Raw genomic sequence first — 17,790 nt, 5'->3', positions numbered from 1 at the left:
GCGTACTGTCCTTATTGTCGCTTTATCTGAGAGCGGGCTGTGCACCCGCTTAAATAATTTATGCTACAGATTCAAGTTTTTCTTCTGCATACTGAACTCGTACTTCACCACTCATCAGTTTGGGAAGCAGGGTGTCGCGGAGAGTTTCTAGTGTTTTAATTTGCTGAGTGTTCGTCTCTTTCTTACTAAATATCGGAGATATTTCTTCATTAAATTTCTCAATTGAATTTAAAGAAGGAAACTTCAAGTTTACAGACTCGAAAGTTCTTGTCGTAATAGTGTCAAATACGCTGCCATAAGCTGCTGTCAGCAAATCATCGACAATAAATCCAACCAGAAGATATATGAAGAAAGGATAGTTTCCAATTTTTGAAACAATGCCATAATTGGATTGACTAAAAGCCATATCTCTTGCTAAAAGAGCATACTTTCCCACTGTACCACGAGCACTTATAACGGTTGAGTTTTTAGGCAGCAATTTAGCTGAACTGTTTTGAAGTCCCGCTAAGCTTATAGACTTTTCTGTGCTATACAGATAGCCTTGATGAGCTGCTGAAATATCTCCTCCGGAAATCCAAGGTATCTCATCAGTCCAATATTCAGCAACTGAAGTTTTTGGCGTTCCACCTCCAACTAATGTGAATATATCTAGGACATTTTTTTCTTGCCATTCATCATTGCTATCCACATCAAACCATTGCCTAAACAAGGTTTCAGCCATAGATTCCAGAGTTTTATTCTGACGATGAAGCAGGTCTATTTTTTCATCAATAGAATACAATACAGAACTTATAGCAACTTGCTCATTATAAGGTGGCAGAGATATTGGGATTTTTTTAAGGACAGATGATTTAATCCCGAATACAGTTGTGCCCGAAGCTCGTGATTCAAGTTCATATTGGCCTTGCTCTGATTGCAACCAATATTTAAGAAACTTATTATCAAGGATGTTTTTATACCCTCTAAGGGTAATAATTCGTTGAGCAAGCGCGATATTTTTATTCTTGATTAATGCAACTTCACCCAGTGGAGCCTCGGTGGTTAAAACAACATCGTTGACTTCTGGATAGCCGCGGGTCATCCAAAGTGGATAATCCTCAACCGAAATAAATTCGGTAGCAGTGTTTAAACGCCCATCTTTTATAATTTTAGCCGTGATGAGTGGTATACCTGAATCTTTTTTATCAGGAGTTTTTCCTCTATAATCAATGAAGTATTCAACAACTTCATCTAAGTTTTTAACAACCCACTCACTCATAAAACCACCTTCGCCAGATTATCAGCGATAGCTTTATTAAGACGTGCTTCTTCTTCCAGTTGGGCTTCAAACTCCGCTTTAAGGGTCGTAAAACGTTCTTTGAAGTCGAAATCGTCTTCTTCATCAGCAAGGCCGACATAACGACCCGGAGTCAGCACATAATCGAGTTTAGCAACTTCATCAATGTCTACTGACGCACAGAAACCAGCCACATCTTCGTAGTCGCCACCTTTGTTACGCCAGTTATGGTAGGTATCGGCTATGGTTTTAATATCGTAGTCAGACAGGACTTTGGTTCGACGATTAATTAAATGGCCTAAGTTACGGGCATCAATAAACAGAATTTCTTTACTGCGATCACGATAGTGGCTGCTGTTTACACGATCTCGACGCATAAACCATAGAGCGGCGGGGATCTGGGTGTTCAAGAACAGTTTTGCAGGTAAGTTAACGATACAGTCAATAACATTGGCATCTTTTACCAGTGCGGCACGGATATCACCTTCACCAGAACTTTTAGATGTTAAAGCCCCTTTTGCCAGTACAACACCAGCCTGACCTTTTGGCGACAGGTGATACAGAAAATGCTGCATCCAGGCAAAGTTAGCATTCCCGGTAGGTGGGATACCGTATTGCCAACGGGCATCGCCACGAAGCTGCTCACCGGACCAGTCAGACACGTTAAACGGTGGATTGGCAATGATAAAATCAGATTTTAGATCTTTGTGGGCATCGTTAAGGAATGAGCCTTCACTGTTCCAGCGGACGTGTTCTGAATTGATACCCCGGATAGCCAGGTTCATTTTTGCCAGACGCCAAGTGGTCTGGTTGGATTCCTGACCGTAAATCGAAATATCGTCAATATTTCCCTGATGCGCTTCAACAAATTTTTCTGACTGAACGAACATACCACCGGAACCGCAGCAAGGGTCAAAGACACGGCCTTTATAAGGTTCAAGCATGTTAACAAGCAGGCTTACAATGGATTTTGGTGTATAGAACTGACCACCTTGTTTACCTTCTGCCAGTGCAAATTCACCAAGGAAGTATTCGAATACGTGGCCTAATACATCAGCAGAACGCGCTTTGGCATCTCCCAGTGCAATGTTGCCAATCAGATCTATCAGTTCACCCAGCACAGTTGCGTCGAGGTTCTGGCGAGCGTAGACTTTCGGCAGCACACCCTTTAGCTGTGGGTTACCCGCTTCGATAAGCTCCATAGCATCATCAACCAGCTTACCGATTTCGGGTAGCTTTGCCTTAGATATTAGATAGTTCCAGCGTGCAAGCTCAGGGACAAAGAAAATGTTGTAAGCGGTGTACTCGTCTTTATCTTCCGGGTCAGCGCCTGCGAACTCGCCTTCACCAGCCTTCAGCAACTCATAATGAGATTCAAAAGAATCAGAAATATACTTAAGGAAAATCAGGCCCAGCACGACATGCTTGTACTCGGCTGCATCAATGTTCTTACGTAGCTTGTCAGCCGCTTTCCACAGGATGACCTCTAACGGGTCTGTTTTGATTTCTTTAGGTTTTCTGGCCATTAGCGTAACCTTATGAAGGGGGAAGATGGCCCTATTTTGCCTTAAAGTTCCGCTTGTTACGAGCTTATACAGCGATTAATTATTATCTGGTTTTAGTGTGTTTGTTTAGCTCAGCAAGTGCAATGACTCATGGAGTAAGTGCATTGTAGCGGGATTGTAGCAGGTCATTGCCGTCAATGGAGCCACTGTCATTGGCATAATTGCTGCATAGCCGACGCCACGCGCACATTCGCCAGTTCACTGGGGTTCATCGTGTGTACTACACCAGTACGCATCCGTAAAGTAACGGCATGGAAGAATCGTTTGTAAAGACGTTCAAGCGGGATTACGTGTAAGTAAATGATCTGCCGGATGCAGTCTCAGTGATGGACAAAATGGCAGAATGGATAGAGGATTATAATAATCTGCATCCACACAAGGGGTTGAACATGAAATCGCCACGCGAATATCTTGATGCCATATTAGCAGTTAATTAGCCGTGTCCGTTTTAGCTGGGGCAACTCCATTATTCAAAAAATCTTTCTTAGTGCATATGCATGGGGTGAATAGATGTACAGACTATGACAAACCATATCTATAATTTTTAATGTTTAAAATTCTCCGTTACATTAAGACATTCCTTGTACATTAAATTCCATCTAAGGTTAAATTTTTAATTTAATAAGGTCGCAATCTAAAATGATGTGTGTGGGGTCATTTGTAAGATGATTTTTCTATTTTTGATAGTGGTAGTTAAGGTGGGTGTTTATCTATTCAAAAATATAGATGTTCAAGGTTGGTAGCGGTTTGGTTTCTTTTCTAACCGAAGGGCAGAAAAGCAAGGGGAGCTCGAAGAAGCAAGCGCAGCGGCTTCGCAGAGTTAGCCCTTGCTTCTCTTATAATTTGCATTATTCATTCAAGAACAATAGGATCTTCGCTTGTACAAGCGAAGCTATAATAAAAACAATCAATTTAATTATTTTAAAGAACCTATTGACATTCATAAAATACAAGTTATTTATAATGTATGCCATAAATAAAAAGTTTTATGTCATATGTATCCTGCACTATGTGCAGTTAATGTACCACTTGTCCCATATATTGGGATATTGGAAAGGTTACTTTGTTTTGAAGTAGCCTTTCGTCCTTCAATATTAACGATTTCTTATTGCTATTACCAAGTCCAGTCGAATCGAAGAACATCTTTTATCTGAAACGACTCCTAATACCTGGTTAAAGCCACAATGTCTCTCGCATACGTAGACCAAAGAAAAATTATGATATTAACTATGTGAATTTTTTAGTGTTAAGTTGAATAATTAAATACTGGAGAGTTTTCTGTGCACTACCAATTGCTGGTTCATATGTTCTGCCGCTGATGTTTCTGACTAATCTCCCGGTGACACAGAACTGTCCCTCTCTACCAGCCTTTATTCGACTCAATGTCCGGCGCAGTTATCCCTTCGTATAAATGACTGACACTTAAACGTAATGCTTTGGTTGCTGGCGTATCTGACAGCTTCTCCGGCGTGAAGGTCGTTGTGTAAGTATATTTCTTGGTTTATTTAGGCTATATAAAACCATGACTATGATTTGCTGTTTTCAGTAAGAGTCTTATCATCCAAAGAATTTATTCTAGAAATTCTTTTTAACTCATTAAGATAATCAACCTCGTTTTCTAAGAACCAATGAAGAACTTTAGAGTTGCCAAGTAATTTATTAATATATGACTGGATTATAACGAATTTCAACATATCTGAACCATACTCGGTTTGAAGCTTTTTCGTTTCTTCCGAAGTTGTTGCCATTTCTTGTTCCAGACGAAGTATGGTTTTTTTTATATCCTTTTTATAGGGAGTGTTTTTCCCTTTATTTACTATCATCGATGCCGGTGTTGCATCCAAGATGCTCATTGCAAATTTTTTACTATAATTATCAAAATTAATCATTGTACCGACTGCTTCAATTTGGCGAATTGGCTTCATTTTCCTCAAAACGTCAAATGTAGCCTTAGGTATAGGTTTATCAGAAAGTTTCGCAATTACACTTGGATCTATGCCGTTCATCACATTAGCTTTATCTTTTATGGCATCAACAGATATGCCCAAAGCAGCACTAAGTTTTTCAATTGATACTTTTGCCAGAGACTTAATTATCATTCTATGTTCTTCAACTACATTTATATGATTCACTTGTTTGTTAGGAGTGAAAGCATCATCTATGCTCGAAAGTATACATGGAGCTTTTTCTATACCTAAGTCTTTTAAAGCCTCAACCCTTAAATGGCCATCAAGTATCTTAGTGACATCTTTATCTTTGTCATAGAACACTATTATTGGTTCAATAATACCTAAGCTTTCGATGGAGGTAACTATTTGATGGTATTTATGGCTTCGCTTTACGTTTTCTAATAATTCCTTAGATGGAATTAACTTATTAGTTTCCAGGTAAATAAAATTATCGCCAAAACGTATCTGAATCATTTTGATACCTCTTTGTTTACTGGGTTTAATATCTGAGATGGTAGTTCTGAAAGATTCTCTTGTTCAAGTATATGTTGAAAGCTTTTATTCATCATTATGATGTTAAAAATCTCATTTACTATTAGTAGATTGGTTTTTATGAATTTTGAGTTGTTATAAACAGATTTATGTTCAGCGATACTATTTTCATAAAGCTCAATCAACTCCTCTGCAGTCATCCTTTTTGATGGTTTGTGATAATAAAATCCGGCTGCTTTTGCACCTTTATTCCCAACTGTTCTTTTATTTAGAATGTGTTTTATCTTTATAATGTCCCGACTTTTTATTAATTTTTTATCATATGCTTCGGTAAGAATATCTTGTGCTTCCTCAGTTTCACATCTTGCAAATTGTACTGCAAGATACAGAGGCAAATTACCCCGTTCGACTGCTGAGAGAAGTTTATGCTCTCCCTTATCAAGTAGCATATTAATACTGCTTACCCAGTTCGATGAATATCCAGTAATCTCACTTATTTCGGAGTCTGAAAGCCCTCTGATTTTCATGTCTTTAATCACCTGTAATAACTCATTAGAACGTGGTCTTCTCCTTGCAATGTTTTCAACTAAACTCATAACGTAAGCATCTTCTTCTGATACATCTCTTACAATTGCTGGAATAATAGTTTCACCTAATGCAACGAGAGCCTCTATTCTCCCTTGACCACAAATTAAAGCATATTTGAAATCGTCTTCATCAAAAGCTCTTACGCTTATAGGCTTGCTTAACCCTCTTTTTTTTATGCTTTCCTTTATTTCTTCATGCACTACCTTATTTCTTGTCCGTGGGTTAAGAAATTTTATTTTTGCAATCTCAATTTGAATTATTGGGAATTCATTTTTTTCAGGCAGCATATAGTTCCCTCACTTTCATGCGAGTAATAATTTGTAGAAGTTTATCAAGATTATCAAATCTATAGAGATCTAATCGAATATTGTTTGTTTCCGTCATGCACATTTTACTATATTCGTTTTCAATCTTTGGTATGATATAAAAATCAAGAGGTGAAATATTTTGTGAATTCATTCGTATAACAATTGTTATGTCTGCTTTCTGTGAGTTATCAAACCGGACTTTCCATCTAAGTTTACCTGATTTCATATGTATGCATTTAGTAACAAGGACGGAAATTAAAAACTCATCATTGATGTAAAGCATTGGGGCATATTTATACTCGTCTATATGACAGTTACTTTTTAAAATTTCACCCTTAAAATCCTCAATTATCTCTGAGTAAAATGATCTTAGTGCTTCATTTATTTTGAGATAGCTGTAATCATGATCTGGCTTATAACCAATCAAAGTATATGCTCTTAAAAGACCACCAAATCGGGTTCTATAAACAGAAGATGAAGGGCCTGTATCATCTTCATCAATGATAAAGCCTGATAGTTTTCCATTAGATTCTAATTTTTGTTTTAGTTTTTCTAATAGATCTTCATTAGTCAAATGAATGGATCGGAGCTGAATTATTTCTTGAGCTTTATTATATTTTTTCTTTGAAATAATAGGTTTATATGCCTTGTCACATCTAACCCATTCATGTTTGGGGTTTTTTACAAGCCTACTTTTTAGTTTAGATGAGGTTTTGTTATATATATTGTTTCCAATATATTTTTCATTTGTCAAAATTTGATGTATTTTTGCACGAGTCCATAATGTTCCATTTTCTGCAGGTATGTTCTGTTCATTTAATCTCTCAGCAATAATAAATTCTGGCACATTATTATCTATAAAGAGATCATAGATTCTATTTACAATTTTTATTTCATTTTTTGGTCCCGGAATTAATATTACCCTATCTGTTTGAATACTCTTTCTTTTGCGGAAACTCAATATTTCTTTAGCTATGCCATTTTCGTCTACTAAAAGACGTCTCAGCCCATAACCAGCCATACCGCCTTGATGATAACCAAGCTTTATTAAATTTACTTGCCCTATAAATACCTTTTCAGATAAATTCCTGCTGTGATATGCAGCACTAGATCTTTTTATATTCAGTATAACAGAGGACTCTAAAGGGAAATCTTTAGTGGGTATAGGTTCGGAACAATATATAAGATCTACACCATTTCTCTCAAATAGAAAGGAATAATATGCAGCTTCATCACTATTTTGAAAACGACCAAAACGGCTCACATCATAAAATAATACAGCCTGAATATCTATTTTCTTTTGTTCTACATCGCTAAGTAACTGCTGCAAAGAATGCCTGCCTACGATACTGACTCCGCTCTTACCTGCATCATCGTAGGTATAAGCGATTTCCATATTGTTCTTTTCAGCATAATCTTTGATATATTCGGACTGATTATGTAAAGAATATTGCTGATGGTCGGTAGACATCCTCAAGTACTGTGCGACCCTAACTCTATGATTTTTATCATTTTCTCTAGCCATGCACGAAACCTCATGGATGATTCAATACAATGTAGAGGATAAAATTGATCAAATTTTAACCGAATTCAACTGTTTTATCATTGATTAGAGCGAATTTGGTAGATCTTCGAGGTGTATGATAATCGAGAAGAGATGTGAATTATTTAGTTGATATGACCGACAGCTTTTGTTATTTGGCCTCAAGGTAACCATTTGTAAATGGCTATGCTTAGTCCACATAGGTTAATGGTGTGATCATTAATTCTTCAAATAAATCAAGATAGTTAACCCATCATCGAAGAGTTATGCGGCAATAACTTTGTATTTTTGAGACGAAACATAGTCACTCCACCATTGCATGAGAACCACACGTTCTGTGAGATACTCTGCACGATTGTAGGCTGCAATTATTTCATCTTTTTTCGAGTGGGCAAGGGCGGCTTCTAAGACATCAGTTCTAAACTTGCCACACTCCTCAGCAGCCGTTCTGGCGATTGATCGCATACCATGAGCTACAAGCTCACCTCCGAAGCCCATACGGATTATAGCCGCATTAGCTGTTTGTTCATGCATGTGATTGAGTGGAGCTTTGATACTGGGAAAAACCCACTCTCTATGCCCGCTGATGGCTTTCATTGAATCCAAGACTCGCAAAGCTTCTTTGCTCAGTGGAACTTTGTGAGGTTTCTTCATTTTCATAAACTCCGCCGGGATGTTCCACATGCCGGTTTCTATATCAATATCTGACCATCTTGTGCGAACAGCTTCACCAGGGCGAACCCATGTGAGAAGTTGCCACTCAATCAGTAGCCTTGTTTCTAAACGGACAGAAGCATTGTTTAGAGCAACCAGGAAGCGGGGGAGTTCGGAAGGGGATAATGCTGGCATATTCTGTTTTTTTGGCTTGCTGAACCGTTGCCCCAGGTTGTCAGCCGGATTGAATTCTATGAGTTCTTCTGTTGCTGCATAGCGGAAAATTTCATTCAGGCGGGATATGATGCGGCGAAGTGTTTCAAGGACACCTCGTTTTTCTATAGGTTCTAAATGCTGTTTAAGCATTTTAGGGCGAATCTCCTTAATGGGGGTATCACCCAACGTTGGAAAGATATTTCTCTCTAGGCTTCGCCAGATGTCGTTAGCATGATCCTGGGAGATGCCTGACGTTTTGACTTTCTCATCAAGCCACTTCTTGGCTACTGCTTGAAATGTATGTTCCGTGGCATCCTTAAGGGCATTGGCTTTGTGGGTGTTATGAACTTGTGGGTCTATACCATTTGCAAGCAACGACAAATACTCATCACGTAAAGCTCGTGCCTTCGCAAGTGTAAGGTGAGGATAGGTTCCTAAGCTCACCTTAGTTCGCTTTTTGGTCACAGGCACTGCATATCTGAAATACCAATTTTTCTTTCCTCCCTTCGCCAAGGGGGCGATTCGCAGGAGCAAACCATCGCCGTCAAAAAGGTTAACCTCTTTCTCGGCAGGTTTGGTGCTTTTGATTTCAGTGTCAGTGAGCTTCTTAGCGATTTTTGCCATGTTTGGGACCCTCATGTTTTGGACCCTTTGTGTTGGGTCCCAAAAAGGGTGCCATAACGAGTAGATTCTAGCAATTCTTGGTAGACTACTATAGACGTAAAAAAGCCCGCAAGGCTGGTTCCATGCGGGCTTGATAGACTTCACTGAACTTCAATATATCAAAAATTGGTGGAGCTGGCGGGAGTTGAACCAGCGTCCGAAATGTTACAACTATTTGTTTTTATTGAAATCATGCTCGCTAATAAAATCCGCGTAGCTTTTGCGTATCCTTTGTAGTACATGAGGTGTCCTGCTTTGATTTATGACCTCGAAGCATAAGGTGCCTATGTAGTTATTACTGTATAAATTTGGTATAACCTCACTTACGATAAAGCTACTTTCATATTTTATTGAATACTCATTACCTTCAACATCGTGATACGAAATTTTTAAAGATGGACCTGATATTTTTTTATTAATTCTATCGTCTGTTAACATAATGAAATTAACTTCATTAAGTATTGTGTTCATAATTAGTACGGGTATTTTTATTCTCTCAGTCTTTTTTTCGATGCTTAGAGGTAGAATATAATTAAAGCTATCATGGAGTATTGTCTTAAAAATTACCGTTGTATTCCCTCCTGTTATATCATAGCTTTCTGAATTGCTGCCTTTTGTCACAGTATAAAAAATATTAAAATTTTTTGATATTCTATTGATGTTGTTTTTTAGCCAAGATAATTTTTCTTCCAAAGGATAATCCCATTCAACTCTTACATTGAGTGCGGAACCTAATCCAGCATTAATTATAGTAGGTCCAAGGAGAGATGTTCCAACATTCTCTAATGGTCTGGAAGTGTAATTGTTTTTACTTAGTTTGTTTTCTCTTATTTCAACATCATTTATTATTAACTGAGGCTTTATTGATATTTTTCTCTGGTTTATTGTTTGCCTGATAGCTAGGTAAGCCGCTACAGCAGAGCAAGCACTTGCTAAGAAGCTTCCAACATCAACCCAACTTGAATCTGCCATGCTTAGAGTCCCTACTTCATTATGAAGTAGGGAATTATTTGGGATTACATATTTTTTTTCAATGTTTTCAGTGAAGTATTGTTGTCGTATTCCTTCAAATACCGTCCATAGTGTCGGAATAGCATTTCAGGACCCTTATGCCCCATTTGGGCTGCTAGCCAGAACAAGTTGGCACCACGGCTGATATGGCGTGTGGCAAAGGTATGCCTTGTCTGATATGGGTTACGGTAGCGGATGCCTGCTTTTCGTAGAGTTGGTACCCATGCTTTTTTTCTTATCGCATCAGCACTAGCCCACGGTTTATTACTTTTTGGATCTTCGAAGATAGTTTCATCTTTCATGAAAGTGAATAGTTTCTGGTTGGCTAGAGCTGCCAATGCCTCTTCAGTCAGTTCTACTTTCCTCGTACCGGCTTTTGTTTTTGTTCCTTTGATGACGCCAACTACACTGGCATTTTGAACGTGTGCAGTCTTCCCTACAAAGTCGATATCTCGCCAACGAAGAGCACACAATTCGGAACTACGCATCCCAGTTTGTATCGCGAACCGGAAAAGATTCTCCCACTGCTTATTGCCAGCAGCAGAGAGCAAAGCGTCAACTTCTATTGGTGATAGCGGATCTACCACATAACTACTTTCTGCCTCTGATTTATCACTTTGATACCTTGAGGCTGTTACCAGTGAGACAGGGTTAATCTGAAGCACGCCATCCGTCACCGCTTCATCCAAAGCTGAGCGTAGGAAGGAAAGTTGGTTTCGGATAGTCTTCAATGTTGTTTTCTGGCTCTGGATCCATGTCTTCAATGCGGCCGGCGTCAACTCACTTGCGGGAAAAATATGAAGTGATGACAGCGCGCTTCGGCATTTCTTATATCCACCAATTGTTGAAGGGGATAGTTTCCTCGTTTCGCATATCACCAGATACTCGTCCAGGTACATCTTCACCGTTTTGCCTGCGGCAGCGTTGCCGAAAATTTTTAACCGGGTAGAACGGGGAAAGTATTCCGCATAAACAAATGTTCCCCTTTCGATCTTGTTGTGGATTTCGCCGAGTGTGCGCTCGGCGTATTTGATGTTTTTAGGGGTTACGTCCAGATTAGAAAGGGGCTCACGGCATTTAACCCCTTTATAAGTGAAAGTAATATTGATGGTTTCGCCGTTGCGGTGTTTCCTGATGGTTACGCCGCGCGGGAGCTTAGGCGATTCTGTCGTGCCCATTTTGCAACCTCACTAAGATCAATCCATCTTTCCTTAACGCCGTCGACCTTTAGCACCTGAACCCCTTCACGCCATACTCCACGTTGCACACGTTTGTTGATGGCATCCGGGGTTTCGCCAGTCTCTTTGCAATAAGTTGAGATGGGAACACAATCGAGGCTCAGCATATATTTCTCCATTACCCCGGCTGCACCCGGGGATAATTTTAGCTGTTGCTGGTGGTTGGGATTAGTTTCTGCCAAATCGCTGAAACATATTTCGCCTGGTGGCGGGCATCAGCCAGTGCGTTATGTGCAACCCCATCGAATGGCATATCTCGCTTTGGATCGAAACCCACAACTCTGCCTAATGTGACGATGGTTCTGACGTCGTGATCGTTCCAAAATTGCCACGGACAAACCTGGCCGGCGCGCTCATATGCGCCGCGCAATATAACGTTGTCGAAAGTAGCTCCATTGCCCCAAACCTTTAAATATTTTGGGTTATCAGAATGCCGATTAATGAAATGGCTCAGTTCAGATAGGGCAGACGATATCGGCATCGCATCATCCACACAGATTGCTGATCGTGCTTCTGAGCTTTGTCTTAACCACCACAGAATAGTGTCACCATCTGGCACCGCTCCCTGCTCCATAGCGCTTTCAAGGTTAACGGCGCTGTAAAACTCCTGACCCAGTTCACCGCTTTGCGGATCGAAAAACACGGCACCAATGGAGACGATAGGGGCATTCGGTTTTTTGCCCATGGATTCGAGGTCGATCATTAAATTGTTCACGTTATACATTCTCCTGCTGAGGTGCTGCTTCGAAATGCTCGACACCTTTAGCCCAAATGGCCTTGATGTTCGTCCAACTGACTGGCACTGTTATCTCAATTTGACCGCTGCCGTCGCATGTTTCGCATTCATCATCACCAAAACACTCTGGGCAGTTTATAAATTTCGTTTCTGAAAACTCACCGGACAGTACACCCTTTGCGCCGTTCTCGGCGGTTAGCTTCTTCGGAACCATCACGTAGCCTGGAGGTGCAAGATAGTGAACCTCGACCGAGCGATCAGGTTCAGATGCTAGGTCAAAGCCAATCACCGGAGAGTTGCCAGCCTGTTTGAAGTTTGGCTTCGCATCCTGAACCAACAGAATGTAGCCATTCTTTGCAGTGTCCAGTTCAGATATTTCAGTTACAGTGCCGAAATAACGATGGCCAGCATCTGCATCACAGGTGCTAACGTCTACTGATACTTCCATGCCTTCGATGTGTTTAAGCAGATCGTAAGTATCTATTGCTGGCTTATTGGTAGGCGTGTTCCGGTGATTATTCCATGATCCAATTTCTTCAGTCGCTTGGCGGTGAGCGTAAAGTGGAATCACAGCATCTCCCATTGGCTGAGACAGGCATTTAAGGTGAAGCTCTCCGGCCTTGGCATAAGCCAGAGTTTCATACGCAGCGTAAAGCACAGGCTCAGCACCAAACGCTGCAATCGCCCCATCAATCACCTTCACAGCATCAGTCATTGCGTATCCGAGATTGCCGCCGTCGCTTTGTGCTAATGCTTTGCTGAGTATTTCGCGTATCTGGTGCAGGCGATCGAGTGATACAGGACCGTGCGCCGGGTGGTTAGTTGTCATTGTGTGCTCCAGTTATCTTCAATCGCCACGCCAAGTCGGTGTAGCCAGTCGGCCAGCTTCAGCATCGCTTCTCGTTCGCTTAATCTTTCTGGAAAGTCGGTAAGCTCGACCATCGGTTTAAACCGACCAAACGCATCGTTCTCAACAACAAGTTTTTGCTCAAGCGTGGTCTGCTTAACTTTGCTGTGATGCCGTAGCAGGTAAACTGACTTTGATTTTTTGGTTTCTGGGTCGTATTCGTAGGCAGTGAGTATCATCTGGCTACCGCCGCGATTCGTTCCTCGCCACATATCTCACTCTCCCTTCACGTCAATGCCAGCGAGCCAGTTACGAACGCTGATACTGCCTGCGATGGTTCACTGCTGATATGTGCAATCGACGGGGAATTCAGGATCAAGCGATACCGAACTCACCCTCAGCCCCACCTGATAAATCTGGAGAATGGGAGAAGGGAAGCGCTGCCAGTAGATGATGACGCTTACAGTTCTGCACCCGCAATATTCGGAGTGATTACGTACATCATTAATGATGCTAGGAATGCGGAGTTTGATGATTGTCCTGCTATATAATAAAAAAAGGCCCTGGGGGAAACCAGGGCCTTTGCTTAATGAAGATTAACCACGATACTTAGAAACTGGAATCTTGATCGGAAAGGCGGAAAGACCTTTCTGATGAGCGAAGATTCGCTTACCCTTTACAGTAATAAAAGGGCGATAAATAGTGATATACTCTTCGTTACTGGCGTTTGTAATACTCATGTATAGGTACCTTTAAAGTTTCGCTGTTGACAAAACCTAAGGTAAGCGTATACTCACAACCGCCAAGTTTTTCGTATTCGCTTACGATAGGAGAAGCCAGCGACAGCGGTTCGCTGGCTTTTTCGTTATCTTTTAACATTTTTTCTCATCCACGTTTCAGCTGCCTGCAAGCTAACCCCGAATGTTATGCTAACGTCCTCAGCATTCATCGCTGGAGAGACTAACCTTGCATCTATAAGGAAATGGCTGGCAAAGACATCTGCTTGCCACTCACTGTCCTCATAAATTTTGTGTCCACCATTGCTCTTACTACGAGCGTATGCCCCTTGATTGCGGTGCATAATCAGATGACCAATTTCGTGTGCAACAGTAAATCGTGCATGATTTTCTCCACAACAGAGGGCATCATAAACAGACTGTTGCAAAACAATCTTGTTTTTGTCTGGGTAAGTCACTGCGTACCGTTTAGGCAACTCGTGATCTTCCACAATTTCAAGGTCGATGCTTTCTGAGGCCATAAGACCTTCTAGCAATACATCCAGTCTCAGATATGTATGATTCGATATCTGAAGAACATCCCTCAAACGCTGCGCATAAGATTTAATCATGTCATTGCTGAGAGGTGAAACGCGATGGCCAAGTTCTCGTTTCGCAATAGTCATCATCTAGTCCTTTAACATTTTGTTGAGTTTATCAAGCTGTTCAGGACTCAGATCTTTGAACTTACGGGCAAAGACAAGCATCAATTCTTTATTCTGATCCTCTGCATCGGACATATCGACTTTCAGTGATGGTTGAGAAATCTCAGCCTGTTTCCTAAGGTCGCTGGCTTCTTGACCACTTAATCCGAATGCAGCAGCTACTGAATTTACTAATGAGTCAGGTATGGCTCGCTTACCTAATTCAATGGCTGACAAGTAAGCTGAGCTCACCCCCAACATATCAGCCATATTCTTGAGTACCATACCCCGGTCTATTCTCAGTTTTCTGAGAGCTTTACCAAAGCTAGTTACCATGTTGTGCCTCCTACAAGTCCTGCTTACTTTATACTGAAAGCTAAACTCAAAATCAACAAAATCTGTAGAAATTTTTAAGCTCAACGTGTGCACTTAATTTACAAATTTTTTTCTCAAAGTGCAATGCTTAACCAAAAATAACTATATATTGTATGTGCGTTGGTTTTTGTGCCTGCATATAGTTCACTATCAACCACTATCTTTCAGAACCATGCATTGTGTTTACAGCAGTTCTGGGAAAGAAGAACGGAGAGGTTGGCGATGTGAGTGTGGTTGTTTTTTGAACGGTTCGGGGCTAGGGGGAATTCATCCTAAGTATTCGATTTTTCAGTTTTGTAGGAAAATGCGACTTATTACTATACCCATGACAATTTTGCTGCCGACGGTATAATCAAAAAAAACTAAGGAGGGGTAGCGTGCAAAAAAACTTGTTACAACTTTGCTACGAAGGGGAGTGTGGCGAAAATTACATTCGTAGTATGAACGAAAAAGGACAGCTTTTTGTTTCACTCTCGGACGTTTTGAAGACTCTTTCAGCAGAAAACAGAAAGCTTGATGGTAAAACATCCCAAAGTCTTATCACTGTTCTTAAAGCAGTAATTAAGACGCTAGATCCAGATGAATTCAGAAACGTTCCTCTTATTGTAGATGGCGAGACAATTTCTGAAACTTTCCTCACTGAGCCAGGTTTATACAGGGTCCTTGCTCAAGATACGACGGCAGCAGGGAAAAAATTCCAGCGCTGGCTCTTTCATAGTGTTCTGCCCTCAATTCGCGAGTTTGGTGTTTATCCGCCCCCTCCTAAGCAGGAACGTTCGGAACTGAGTGCTTTCGCAAATAGTCTTCAGCAAACAGTTCAAGCTTTAGTGATGGAGATTGAAAGGCGTGAAGAACTCGAGAGCCGGGTAAACCAGGTTGAACTAAAAGTTAACTCGTTAGAAAGTTTAAGGGATTTATCAAAATTCAGGAGTGTTCCGCAACGCCTGTTAGAACTTGGCCTTGAGGGATACTCTGTCGAGGAGATCTGGCAGTGGTGTGAGAAACTACGTAGCGAAAATGGTGCCGAGAAGATTAAATGCCCTTCAGGGATTAATATCAACACTTGCTATCCATTGGCTCTGGTTGATGAAGCAATCACACTGTATCAAAAAGTTATCGAGGCAAGAATTCGACTTTGAGCTAATGAATACAAAAAAGCCCGCATCAGCGGGCTTTTTTGTCACTCGGGAGCCGCGGCTCCTTTGCGTATCCTTTTTTGTCCCCTCACCGTCTGGTCGGTGTCCAACTGAGACTGCTAACTTCCTGTTATTGCTAGTGATGTCCTATCACTGTCCAATCATGATTGGTGGAGCTGGCGGGAGTTGAACCCGCGTCCGAAATTCCTACATCCTCGGTACTACATGCTTAGTCAGTCTTTACATTCGCCTGGCACCTGCGGACAGACACGCCACTACCAGACTAGCCTGATTAGATTTAACGCTTCAACCCCAGGCAGGGCATCCACGCGATCTCTTTTGGGTTTGACCTCTCTTTGATCCCCGTCTTAAGAGCGGAAGCTAGGGAGAGAGGGCTCAGAGCAGGTTATTAAGCTGCTAAAGCGTAGTTTTCGTCGTTTGCGACTATTTTTTTGCGGCTTTTTACGAGGCCAACCGCCCCTCGGCATGCACCTTGGGTTTCGCGAATCCCGTCGAATCCAGAATCAGCCCCAATGTGTTAGGACAAGTATAACAGACTTGTGACACGCGTGACCAGCCCCCGCAACCCCTAATCCTCAAGGATTTAGCGCTCGCGCAGCGCTTCTTTTGCGCGATTAAACGGTTTGATTAAATAGTCGACGATGGTTTTTTCACCTGTTTTTATATCCACTGTGGCAATCATGCCCGGTACGATGGAGAAATGGCGTCCCAGTTTGTTCTGTAAGAAGTCCTGATGGGTGCGGATAAACACGCGGTAATAGAAGATTTCCGGTTTCACTTTATCCTGAATGGTGTCCGGTGAGATGGTTTCGACTACGCCTTCCAGACCGCCGTAAATGGCGTAGTCATAGGCGGTTATCTTCACCAGCGCCCGCTGGCCGGGATGGATGAACGCGATATCACGCGGCGACAGGCGGGTTTCGATCAGCAGATGATCGTCCAGCGGCACAATCTCCATCATCTCGCCGTTGGGCGGAATAACGCCGCCAATGGTGGTGACCTGGATATTTTTCACAATACCACGCATCGGCGCGCGTACGGTCAGGCGGGTGACGGAATCCTCGCGTCCTTTTAAAATAGCCGCCAGCATATCCACTTCGGCGTTGGCTTTTGACAGCGCTTCCCGCGCCTGCACGAAATATTGCGAGCGCAGGTCGGTGATTTTTAATCCCAAATCGCTTTTTTGTCGTTGCAGGCGCAGCACTTCTACATGGCTGGCGGCACCGCTTTTCTCCAGCCGTTGGGTGATGGCCAGCTCTTTATTGACCGAGACCAGCGCATCCTGCAGTTCCGCCATTGAATCCGCAAGCTGCGCGCGACGGCTTTTATACAGGCGAGTTTCGGAGGCGATGAGATCCGGCCAGGCGCGCAATGAATCGGGAAAGACCAGCGGCAGATCGTTAACTTCAGCATTGAGCCTTGCGCTGGAAGCCAGTGAGGCGCGATAACGGGCGGCGCTCTCCCCAACGTTGGACTCTGAACGGGTGGGGTCGAGGCGAGCAACAATTTGATTAGCCTGGACTTTATCTCCCTCGCGGACCGTCAGTTCGGCGAGAATACCGCCATCCAGTGATTGCAAGACTTGTTCACGCGAGCTGGGGATCACTTTCCCGCTGCCGGTTGAGACTTCATCCAGCTTGCCGAAATATGCCCAGATACCCAGGACGGCAAACAACAGCGTGCTGAGCAGAATAATGCGGCTGGCCCCGGAAAAACGGTGCTCGCGGCGGATATCGAGGTCGTCCATGGCGG

The 17,790-nt window shown here is 42.1% G+C and carries 17 protein-coding genes, 1 other RNA gene and 2 pseudogenes; 3 read left to right on the top strand and 17 right to left on the bottom strand.

The features are described from left to right. Nucleotides 1-58: 58 nt before the first annotated feature. Complete coding sequence (locus tag E6P06_RS21585; protein ID WP_016239398.1) at nt 59-1,258, bottom strand: restriction endonuclease subunit S; 1,200 nt, start codon at nt 1,256-1,258, stop codon at nt 59-61. Further along, nucleotides 1,255-2,802 carry a class I SAM-dependent DNA methyltransferase gene (locus E6P06_RS21580; RefSeq protein ID WP_023337661.1) on the bottom strand — a complete coding sequence of 516 codons (1,548 nt, stop codon included), beginning with the start codon at nt 2,800-2,802 and terminating at the stop codon, nt 1,255-1,257. The genes E6P06_RS21585 and E6P06_RS21580 overlap by 4 nt, the downstream gene beginning before the upstream one ends. Before the next feature lie 198 nt (nt 2,803-3,000). On the opposite strand from E6P06_RS21580, the pseudogene E6P06_RS21575 reads away from it, so the two are divergent. Continuing rightward, nucleotides 3,001-3,278: pseudogene (locus E6P06_RS21575) on the top strand (integrase core domain-containing protein); the annotation flags it as partial. Between the two features lie 1,089 nt (nt 3,279-4,367). On the opposite strand, the gene E6P06_RS21570 reads toward E6P06_RS21575, so the two are convergent. The 10 genes from E6P06_RS21570 to E6P06_RS21520 all read right to left on the bottom strand — a co-directional run bounded on the left by E6P06_RS21570 (nt 4,368) and on the right by E6P06_RS21520 (nt 13,358). After that, a complete protein-coding gene (locus E6P06_RS21570; protein ID WP_000614783.1) occupies nt 4,368-5,264 on the bottom strand; it encodes a plasmid partitioning protein RepB C-terminal domain-containing protein in 897 nt (298 codons plus the stop codon). Beyond that, entirely contained in the window at nt 5,261-6,157 is an 897-nt protein-coding gene (locus E6P06_RS21565) for a ParB/RepB/Spo0J family partition protein (RefSeq protein ID WP_139935698.1), read from the bottom strand. Before E6P06_RS21565 ends, E6P06_RS21570 begins: the two co-directional genes overlap by 4 nt. Continuing rightward, nucleotides 6,147-7,703 (bottom strand): recombinase family protein, encoded by a 1,557-nt coding sequence (locus tag E6P06_RS21560; RefSeq protein WP_047743978.1) that lies wholly within the window; start codon nt 7,701-7,703, stop codon nt 6,147-6,149. Before E6P06_RS21560 ends, E6P06_RS21565 begins: the two co-directional genes overlap by 11 nt. 282 nt (nt 7,704-7,985) lie before the next feature. Beyond that, nucleotides 7,986-9,215, bottom strand: a complete 1,230-nt coding sequence (locus tag E6P06_RS21555) for an integrase domain-containing protein (RefSeq protein ID WP_023337654.1) — start codon at nt 9,213-9,215, stop codon at nt 7,986-7,988. A gap of 210 nt (nt 9,216-9,425) precedes the next feature. After that, a complete protein-coding gene (locus tag E6P06_RS21550) occupies nt 9,426-10,226 on the bottom strand; it encodes a hypothetical protein (RefSeq protein WP_139935697.1) in 801 nt (266 codons plus the stop codon). Between the two features lie 44 nt (nt 10,227-10,270). After that, complete coding sequence (locus E6P06_RS21545) at nt 10,271-11,443, bottom strand: site-specific integrase (RefSeq protein ID WP_139935696.1); 1,173 nt, start codon at nt 11,441-11,443, stop codon at nt 10,271-10,273. After that, nucleotides 11,404-11,610 carry a hypothetical protein gene (locus E6P06_RS28095; RefSeq protein WP_024135505.1) on the bottom strand — a complete coding sequence of 69 codons (207 nt, stop codon included), beginning with the start codon at nt 11,608-11,610 and terminating at the stop codon, nt 11,404-11,406. The genes E6P06_RS21545 and E6P06_RS28095 overlap by 40 nt, the downstream gene beginning before the upstream one ends. 38 nt (nt 11,611-11,648) lie before the next feature. Next, nucleotides 11,649-12,218 (bottom strand): 3'-5' exonuclease, encoded by a 570-nt coding sequence (locus tag E6P06_RS21535; protein ID WP_139935695.1) that lies wholly within the window; start codon nt 12,216-12,218, stop codon nt 11,649-11,651. A gap of 1 nt (nt 12,219) precedes the next feature. Then, on the bottom strand, nt 12,220-13,068 hold the full coding sequence (locus E6P06_RS28090) for a hypothetical protein (protein WP_246862890.1): 849 nt from the start codon (nt 13,066-13,068) through the stop codon (nt 12,220-12,222). Next, nucleotides 13,065-13,358, bottom strand: coding sequence for a hypothetical protein (locus tag E6P06_RS21520; protein WP_139935694.1), 294 nt, complete (start codon nt 13,356-13,358; stop codon nt 13,065-13,067). The genes E6P06_RS28090 and E6P06_RS21520 overlap by 4 nt, the downstream gene beginning before the upstream one ends. A 51-nt stretch (nt 13,359-13,409) precedes the next feature. Between E6P06_RS21520 and E6P06_RS21515 the strand changes: the two are divergent. Next, nucleotides 13,410-13,637 (top strand): annotated as a pseudogene (locus tag E6P06_RS21515) (LexA family transcriptional regulator); the annotation flags it as partial. Between the two features lie 166 nt (nt 13,638-13,803). Here the strand turns inward: E6P06_RS21515 and E6P06_RS27700 are convergent. From E6P06_RS27700 to E6P06_RS21505, 3 genes are read right to left on the bottom strand one after another with little or no spacing between them, the layout of a single operon-like run. Beyond that, nucleotides 13,804-13,965 (bottom strand): hypothetical protein, encoded by a 162-nt coding sequence (locus E6P06_RS27700; RefSeq protein ID WP_164972480.1) that lies wholly within the window; start codon nt 13,963-13,965, stop codon nt 13,804-13,806. Further along, nucleotides 13,952-14,491: an ImmA/IrrE family metallo-endopeptidase gene (locus tag E6P06_RS21510; RefSeq protein WP_232190549.1), complete on the bottom strand. Its 540-nt coding sequence runs from the start codon at nt 14,489-14,491 to the stop codon at nt 13,952-13,954. The genes E6P06_RS27700 and E6P06_RS21510 overlap by 14 nt, the downstream gene beginning before the upstream one ends. Then, nucleotides 14,492-14,842 (bottom strand): helix-turn-helix domain-containing protein, encoded by a 351-nt coding sequence (locus tag E6P06_RS21505; protein ID WP_065944644.1) that lies wholly within the window; start codon nt 14,840-14,842, stop codon nt 14,492-14,494. Between the two features lie 416 nt (nt 14,843-15,258). Here E6P06_RS21505 and E6P06_RS21500 point away from each other — a divergent pair, with 416 nt between their 5' ends. Next, entirely contained in the window at nt 15,259-16,020 is a 762-nt protein-coding gene (locus E6P06_RS21500; RefSeq protein WP_139935693.1) for a BRO family protein, read from the top strand. A 165-nt stretch (nt 16,021-16,185) separates the two neighbouring features. Here E6P06_RS21500 and ssrA read toward each other — a convergent pair. Continuing rightward, nucleotides 16,186-16,549: a transfer-messenger RNA gene (ssrA, locus tag E6P06_RS21495) on the bottom strand. Between the two features lie 72 nt (nt 16,550-16,621). Further along, nucleotides 16,622-17,785 (bottom strand): HlyD family efflux transporter periplasmic adaptor subunit, encoded by a 1,164-nt coding sequence (locus E6P06_RS21490; protein WP_085951585.1) that lies wholly within the window; start codon nt 17,783-17,785, stop codon nt 16,622-16,624. Between the last annotated feature and the right edge of the window lie 5 nt (nt 17,786-17,790).

It is taken from the genome of Citrobacter sp. CF971 (assembly GCF_006385635.1).
In the GTDB taxonomy this organism is placed as follows: domain Bacteria; phylum Pseudomonadota; class Gammaproteobacteria; order Enterobacterales; family Enterobacteriaceae; genus Citrobacter; species Citrobacter freundii.
Note: the sequence above shows the minus strand (reverse complement) of the source record. Positions and strands in the feature narration are given on the sequence as shown.

What these genes read in the sequence shown, in the direction of transcription:
- E6P06_RS21550 (WP_139935697.1), bottom strand. Translation starts at nt 10,226, where the DNA reads ATGGCAGATTCAAGTTGGGTTGATGTTGGAAGCTTCTTAGCAAGTGCT.
- E6P06_RS21570 (WP_000614783.1), bottom strand. Translation starts at nt 5,264, where the DNA reads ATGATTCAGATACGTTTTGGCGATAATTTTATTTACCTGGAAACTAAT.
- E6P06_RS28090 (WP_246862890.1), bottom strand. Translation starts at nt 13,068, where the DNA reads ATGACAACTAACCACCCGGCGCACGGTCCTGTATCACTCGATCGCCTG.
- E6P06_RS21560 (WP_047743978.1), bottom strand. Translation starts at nt 7,703, where the DNA reads ATGGCTAGAGAAAATGATAAAAATCATAGAGTTAGGGTCGCACAGTAC.
- E6P06_RS21505 (WP_065944644.1), bottom strand. Translation starts at nt 14,842, where the DNA reads ATGGTAACTAGCTTTGGTAAAGCTCTCAGAAAACTGAGAATAGACCGG.
- E6P06_RS21555 (WP_023337654.1), bottom strand. Translation starts at nt 9,215, where the DNA reads ATGGCAAAAATCGCTAAGAAGCTCACTGACACTGAAATCAAAAGCACC.
- E6P06_RS21585 (WP_016239398.1), bottom strand. Translation starts at nt 1,258, where the DNA reads ATGAGTGAGTGGGTTGTTAAAAACTTAGATGAAGTTGTTGAATACTTC.
- E6P06_RS21490 (WP_085951585.1), bottom strand. Translation starts at nt 17,785, where the DNA reads ATGGACGACCTCGATATCCGCCGCGAGCACCGTTTTTCCGGGGCCAGC.
- E6P06_RS21545 (WP_139935696.1), bottom strand. Translation starts at nt 11,443, where the DNA reads ATGGGCACGACAGAATCGCCTAAGCTCCCGCGCGGCGTAACCATCAGG.
- E6P06_RS28095 (WP_024135505.1), bottom strand. Translation starts at nt 11,610, where the DNA reads ATGCTGAGCCTCGATTGTGTTCCCATCTCAACTTATTGCAAAGAGACT.
- E6P06_RS21510 (WP_232190549.1), bottom strand. Translation starts at nt 14,491, where the DNA reads ATGATGACTATTGCGAAACGAGAACTTGGCCATCGCGTTTCACCTCTC.
- E6P06_RS27700 (WP_164972480.1), bottom strand. Translation starts at nt 13,965, where the DNA reads ATGTTAAAAGATAACGAAAAAGCCAGCGAACCGCTGTCGCTGGCTTCT.
- E6P06_RS21520 (WP_139935694.1), bottom strand. Translation starts at nt 13,358, where the DNA reads ATGTGGCGAGGAACGAATCGCGGCGGTAGCCAGATGATACTCACTGCC.
- E6P06_RS21580 (WP_023337661.1), bottom strand. Translation starts at nt 2,802, where the DNA reads ATGGCCAGAAAACCTAAAGAAATCAAAACAGACCCGTTAGAGGTCATC.
- E6P06_RS21565 (WP_139935698.1), bottom strand. Translation starts at nt 6,157, where the DNA reads ATGCTGCCTGAAAAAAATGAATTCCCAATAATTCAAATTGAGATTGCA.